The 6552-nt window shown below is 40.4% G+C and carries 4 protein-coding genes and 1 pseudogene; 1 reads left to right on the top strand and 4 read right to left on the bottom strand.

The window, feature by feature from the left end:
• Nucleotides 1–648: 648 nt before the first annotated feature.
• Nucleotides 649–2592 carry a hypothetical protein gene (locus ACTUJY_RS20765; RefSeq protein WP_463618055.1) on the bottom strand — a complete coding sequence of 648 codons (1944 nt, stop codon included), beginning with the start codon at nt 2590–2592 and terminating at the stop codon, nt 649–651.
• 379 nt (nt 2593–2971) lie between these two features.
• Between ACTUJY_RS20765 and ACTUJY_RS20760 the strand changes: the two genes are divergently transcribed.
• Nucleotides 2972–3346 carry a hypothetical protein gene (locus ACTUJY_RS20760; RefSeq protein WP_463618054.1) on the top strand — a complete coding sequence of 125 codons (375 nt, stop codon included), beginning with the start codon at nt 2972–2974 and terminating at the stop codon, nt 3344–3346.
• Nucleotides 3347–3588: 242 nt separating this feature from the next.
• Here ACTUJY_RS20760 and ACTUJY_RS20755 read toward each other — a convergent pair.
• From ACTUJY_RS20755 to ACTUJY_RS20745, 3 genes and pseudogenes are all read right to left on the bottom strand, one after another.
• Nucleotides 3589–3792, bottom strand: a pseudogene (locus ACTUJY_RS20755) (RHS repeat domain-containing protein); the annotation flags it as partial.
• Nucleotides 3793–3927: 135 nt separating this feature from the next.
• On the bottom strand, nt 3928–4269 hold the full coding sequence (locus ACTUJY_RS20750; RefSeq protein WP_463618053.1) for a hypothetical protein: 342 nt from the start codon (nt 4267–4269) through the stop codon (nt 3928–3930).
• A 47-nt stretch (nt 4270–4316) separates the two neighbouring features.
• The coding region (locus ACTUJY_RS20745; protein WP_463618052.1) for an RHS repeat domain-containing protein at nt 4317–6552 on the bottom strand (2236 nt) is incomplete at its 5' end.

The following is a 6552-nucleotide window of genomic DNA, read 5'->3' as shown; positions in this document are numbered from 1 at the left end:
CATTCTTTTACATCACGTTCCTACTCGAAGAGCTGCCTAAGTCACCGGACAATATTGAGTACTTGATGCCTTGGAACGTTGAGCTGACTCAGTAGTCAAGCGTGTGTTTGGTTAGACGCTTACATTTATCGCTGCAAGGGATAGCCACTATTTTAGAGTGTGGGGCCGAATACTGAATGATTTTTGAGCTTGTCGACAAAAGAGTCTAAAAAATCGACGATAAAGAGAGGTTTGTTATAACAAGTTGTCTATGTATCCAAAAAGAAATAATAGATGCAATATGGCTAAAAGAGGCGACTGCTTTTTCTAAAAGCTCTTGCATTATTCACCAAAGTGGATAGCTTTCATAAAGCAGCTTAGATAATTATCCATTAGCAATGTCGAAACTTCAGGCTTTAAATTAAGGATGTTCGATTAACACGTTAATTTCTGTTCTTACGCCAGCAAATAAAACCAGGTTAATAACAGCACGCATCGATAATTAGTTAGCAAGAATTAAAGCTCATCAAGGCCTGGCAGCAACAAATACTGCCATCCACAATGGCGGTATATATACCAGCTGCCGAGACCTCATCGTCGAAAATCCTTGCTTTCGATAAGACGTTCATATTAGCCCTTTTGTAACATTGAAAGTTTCATAAAGGACTTCTACTCAGTTGTAATTTGCAAGCTCTTAATTGAACCGTGAGGCCTAGGAGAGAGCAGTTTAATTAAACGTTGCTCGTCAGACGAGTATTCCAATCCAGTTATTTCAACTGAAACTTGAGTATTATCAATTAGCTCTCCATTCGGTGTAAAACTCGTCAAAAAGAAATCATTATAACTATTAGACCAACTCTCAAATATAGTTTTTCCAGTTGCCATAGCATAATTACCGAAAACATTCCCACTCACTGTCGAAATATTAGCTTTAGTTTGAAAGCCATCTTCAGGTGAATATCGATAAATTGTAAACCCAGAAATAAATTCAGCACCACTTACAGTGTTTGCTTGCAATTGACTAGCTTCCAATGTGTGATTTGCTTTATGAGAGAAAACGCCTGCCGTCTTGTTTACCGTAAAATCTATTGATCGTATTTCATTACCACTTGGTAACGACTGTATAAGTAACTCACCTTGAGTAAAGTTAAGATAATGATTGAAAAATCCAGAAAGAGAATTAGATCCAGAACTAATCTCTTGTAAACTTTCATTGTTACTAGACAGCCTTACTTCTTTACTTTCAATATTTATAAGTAAATCAACACCATCAAGAAAATAAGGATAGAAAAAGAAATTATCTTCCGGAATGTTTTGATCCCATGTGTAGTCATCTAAATCCAAAGTAATCATTTTTGGGTCATAGTAATCAGAAGTTGTAATAAACATGTTTTTTCCGTCTTTAGGAATGAAAACTCGAATATTTCTATCATTACCTTCTGATATTGGGAAAATTAACTGCTCGACAAGCTCTCCAGAATAAATATTGTAAATGGATAATGGATTGTAGATAGTGCTATATACGTAAACATATGGCCTTACTGGATCGACAACATATTGAGGGTAAGTATTTTCATATTGGCTCAGTTCAATATTAAGTTCATTTGATCTTGAAATATTTGAATTTTTATAGAGTCCTACTCTCAACTCTTTTGCAGGTTCTAAACTTTCATTCGTTTTAATTGTGACATTAGCAATATAATAACCATTACTAATAATTGAAGAATCAACGATAAACTGTGCACCCTCACTTCCGGTTTCGACGGTTAACCAAGGTTCGGAAGACTCATACTCAATTGTATTAAAATCTATATTGATATTAGCATCAACGGGAACCCCAAACTCTTCCGTAGTTTCGTTATCCAGGTGACTTAAAGCAATAGCTTCACGTTTAAACCATATTCTCGGTTTATCGATTAATAAATTAAGGTTTATGGAGTCTACAGGCTCTTGCTCGTCATTTAATACCGAAATTATAGCTTGGGACTCTCCCTCTCTTAATTGGTCTTGATCAATTAGTAGACTTACTGTTTGTGCTGAATCGCCTGAGGCTGTATCAAAGTTGAGCCAATCCACATCACTGGTTAAAAACCAATTTTGCGAATGGGTTAAAATTTTTATTTGGGGCACGTCAAAATCGCCACCAAGATATCCATAGACTTCAATATCTTTTTTCTCTTCAATTTCAATGTAATCGGTTAGGTTGTAGGTGACGTTGACATCAACAAATTTGACGACACTACCATCCTCTTTTCCGGTCGAAAACCGAATAACGGTACTTAGTTGTACTGGATTACTAGTGCTTATATCATGAACTGATAGTGAAAAATTAACTTGAGACGCCGAGCTCGAAGTAACGTACAGACCATTAAGCCAGTTAGGGACAGCTTGGCCTGGAGGAAACCCCGCAACTACACCATCTCCGTTAAACGTAATATTCAGATTGGCCGATTCAGGCGCATTGCCTCTATCAAATGGTTTAGAAAACGTTATATTTGACTCGCTGGCCGTTATTGTATAGTTATCACTACTACCTTCATCGCTACCTCCACTGCATGCCGCTAGAAACAGGAAAGTCGTGAATAATATAAATTTATATTTAATGGCATCCATCTGCTTTTGTACCAGTTAACATATCCAGTTTTGAGGTATTTTAAAATATGGGAAGCCATGGAGCAAATAAAAAACAAGACTGTAAATAATTTACTGTCTCACAAAAACATCCATATTGAACATTTTTGATACAATCTTAACTAAAAAACCTTTCGAAGTTAAACCTTCTGCTTTTCGAATATCTTTATCTATAAAAAGCAATTTTCGCTAAGAAAGTCCGCTCTAAATAAACTGCTAAGGATATTACTCATTATCAATATCAAAATTACAGACTTAAACTTATGGGTGTCCCGACACCGCGCTACTGATTGATGAAGCACACTTACTCGATATGCAAGTGTTACGAAAGTTGCGGCTCTTGTTTGAGCAATTTCCTAAAATGCATAACTTGGTCTTGTTCGGCCGGCGCGATCTGTTGCATTACCTGTCACTCAATGTGAATCAGGATATAAAGAGTCGTATCACCTATTCAGCAACCATAAAGCCACTGAATAACGATGACATGGAACAGTATATTGTCAAAGAACTTGAAGCCGATCGAATGGGCATTAACACTTTCGATCCGGCCGCCATTGAGTTAATATGTCGCTCCGCGCAAGGCAACTTAAGACTGTGCCGTAATCTCTGTTATGGCAGTTTGATCGAAGCGGCCCGAGAAACACAAAAAGTGGTCACCATTACCCACGTCAATTGTGTATTAGTGCAGCCACACTGGCGCACGCATAAAGAACTCATCAAGCAACAAGTGGTGTAGATTACGCCACTCCTATTATCACATTCAATTTCCCCAAACCGTCGTAAAAAACTTCATTACTTCAGTGATTTTTAAAAATACGATAGCAGTGAGATAATTTTTACAACGGTGATTGAGAAATATTACGACAGAAGTTTGGTAAATTAAAAATATGCTACGATGAGAAAGCGAAAAAGCGGTCGTAAAACTTCAAAATCCTACGACCGCTAATTTGGAAAAAACTACGATGACAAAAAAGCACGCTACACTAAAGGAAGTAAAAAGGCCAAGTACCCACTCGGATCTGTTCCCGCCAAAGGATTATTCATGATGTAACTGTAAGGGTTTAAAGATTGTGAATTTCCAGGGCTCTGAATAAACGGGTCCACAGAAAGGAACCGTCCAAGATTATAGTCATACGCTCGCCCATTCATATGAATCAGTTGTGCATCGTCCATATGCTCGTGCCCGGTAAAACCGCGGAAGCACTAGAAAGGTAAGCTGGTTTTTAAAGAACGAAGCCGATGGGTTGCATCGGCTTTGGAACTAAGTGGTGGCTGTCCTGCCTTAACTTTTCAGTTACATAGAATAATTTACAGTATCTAAACTCTCTCTTGCAATAACGAAAATGCCTCCTGAACCCAGTCTACATAAACAGCTAAATCACTAAACAACTCCAAATTTTCTTTACCCGATAACCATCTAACAAGGTTAGAATAATCATAAGTCTCCGCTTCATACTCGAAACAGCAGTTGTAAGTAACTAACAAACCAGATTCAAGCCCTTTCCCATTTTCAGTGAATGCAACAAGAAATACTTCATTAACATTTAGTCCTTTTCTGACAAGCAAACTTCTCAGCTCACTCCAAGATTCATCATTCAAATCTCTTAATTCACTTGTCAGTTCAATTGTATCTTCCATACAAGCTTCTTTATCTGTCATACTCATAGCTATTCTCACTTTATTGCAACAATAATACTTAAGTTCATTTAATCAACCTCAATAATGTCTTCAAGTGTTGTTACTACTTTATCTAGCACTCCTTTCTGCTTTGCTACATTTTGACAATCTGAACACATATCCCTTGTAGCTCCTATAGCTTTTATCGTTGCACCTGTTTCTTCGGCCTCTCTCATAATGGTTTGCTCTGCGTCATTAACTGTAGAACCTTTTGACTTATTCATTCCATCAACTTTATTTTTTATGACTTTGTCTTCAGGTTCTCTAATTCTGTTTGGAACTTTTCCTTTTTCTCCTGCTGAACTTACCCAATTCTCTACTTTACCTTCAGCAGTCTCAACTTCGGCTACAGAATAAGTTGTATACTTATCAGACTTTGTCGAGTTCTCTTCTATTCTCTCAATCCTTTGTTTAACTCTTGCACCAGCTAAAGAATCAACTCCTGTTTCGTTATCTGCAGCCGCACCTATACTCTCAGGCCCATCATTGTTCTTCATTGATGAGTCTTTACCATTAAACTTTTCCGTTACTTTATTCAGCGCATCTCCTGCTTTGTTCTTTAGAGAGTCTGGAGCTAGCTTGACAAGCTTAGTACCTGTAACAGTTAAAGCTGCATTTACCGCAATATCTTTGCCTGCAGCAGCAGCAGCGTCTCCTAAATCTTTTTGCCCCGAACTTACTTCATAGATTGCAGTACCAATAGCATCACCTGTTTCATAGGCACCATAAACAGCGAGTCCAGCTCCTACTGCTTCAATAGCCATCGGCACTAAAGGAAGTAAAAAGGCCAAGTACCCACTCGGATCTGTTCCCGCCAAAGGATTATTCATGATGTAACTGTAAGGGTTTAAAGATTGTGAATTTCCAGGGCTCTGAATAAACGGGTCCACAGAAAGGAACCGTCCAAGATTATAGTCATACGCTCGCCCATTCATATGAATCAGTTGTGCATCGTCCATATGCTCATGGTCAGTAAAGCCGCGAGTGGAGGTATCGGAATCTAAAATGGCGTTGAATTTATTCTGCAATCGTCCCGTTCGAGGTTTACCAAAGGGGTCGAAACTGTGGGCCTCAAGTACATTCCCGGCGTTATCGAACACTGCACTCATCGAGCCTAAACGGTCACGATGGAAGTACTTGGTATTGTGGGTGGTAACGCCGTTTTCCGTGGTTTCGGTAACGACAGCAATATCACCGATGTAACTTTTCTTAACGGTTTTGTTGTCGGTTTTGATTTCTTCATACAACTTGTCGATGTATATCGTCGTTTCGCCGGTGCTTTTGAATTGCTTGTAGCGCATTTGGTCAGCGCCGTAATAGAAGTTCAGCGTAATGTCAGCGGTAGCTTGCGTGTCCCAAGGGCCCAAATAATGCCCCGGGTTTAAATCAATCACCGTGGGTTTATTAAAGGCGTTGTACGCAATGTTACGAATGCTGTCGGACGTTAAGTTGCCGTTGTTATCGTAGTTGTAATACCGGTAGCCTTTGCCATTGGCCAGCGTGACGCGACGCACTGCGTTAGGGCCCGCATTGCCACCGGCGCTTTTGCTTGAGTTACCAAACACATAATTGTTGCTGGCAATACTAAAGTCGGATTTGTAGGCAAAATTACCGACAGCATCGTAACTGTAATTCGTGATGTTATTCAGGCCACCTTGATAGGTGCGTGTGCTGCGCGTTAAGCGGTGTAATCCGTCGTAAACAAAGGTTTCCCGGTCGGTGTACACACTAGCGCCGACACGATTGTCCACATCCATGGCGGTGAGATTACCGAACGCATCGAACCCGGTGTAATCGAGACGCTGTTGCCAGGTGCTCCCCTTTTGCAATTGAGAAAACAGCATTTGTCCGCTGGCTGGGTCAAAGCCGCGGCTGATGCTGGCGGTGGAGGTACCGTAGCTGGCTTCTGTCCAGTTACCGAGCGCATCCATTTCCTCGATGGTGCGATAAGTGGCACCACTTTGCGCGTTCTTTACGGTTTGGGTGAGGCCGGTGGCGTCATACTCATACGCAACCGTAAGGTCAGACGGATACGTCAGCCCTTTGACGCGGCCATAGCGGCTGTCCCAATGGGTGAGCACATCGTATTCTTTACTATCGATGGTGGTGGTGGTTTTGCTGGCTCGACACTTCGCGTCATAACGGTATTGCTTCAAATAGTTTTCACCGACCTTGTTTTCACTGGCCGGCAAGCCATAGCATTGCCCGCTTGTGCCTTGTAAAGCGGTATCGTATTTAAACTCCGCTTCCAAGACCGTGTTCACT

Source organism: Pleionea sp. WD8-19, from assembly GCF_055326765.1.
This window is presented reverse-complemented; position numbering and strand designations above follow the sequence as displayed.

Excerpts from the sequence above, each read along its gene's own strand:
- ACTUJY_RS20765 (WP_463618055.1), bottom strand. The coding sequence starts at position 2,592 with ATGGATGCCATTAAATATAAATTTATATTATTCACGACTTTCCTGTTT.
- ACTUJY_RS20760 (WP_463618054.1), top strand. The coding sequence starts at position 2,972 with ATGCATAACTTGGTCTTGTTCGGCCGGCGCGATCTGTTGCATTACCTG.
- ACTUJY_RS20750 (WP_463618053.1), bottom strand. The coding sequence starts at position 4,269 with ATGACAGATAAAGAAGCTTGTATGGAAGATACAATTGAACTGACAAGT.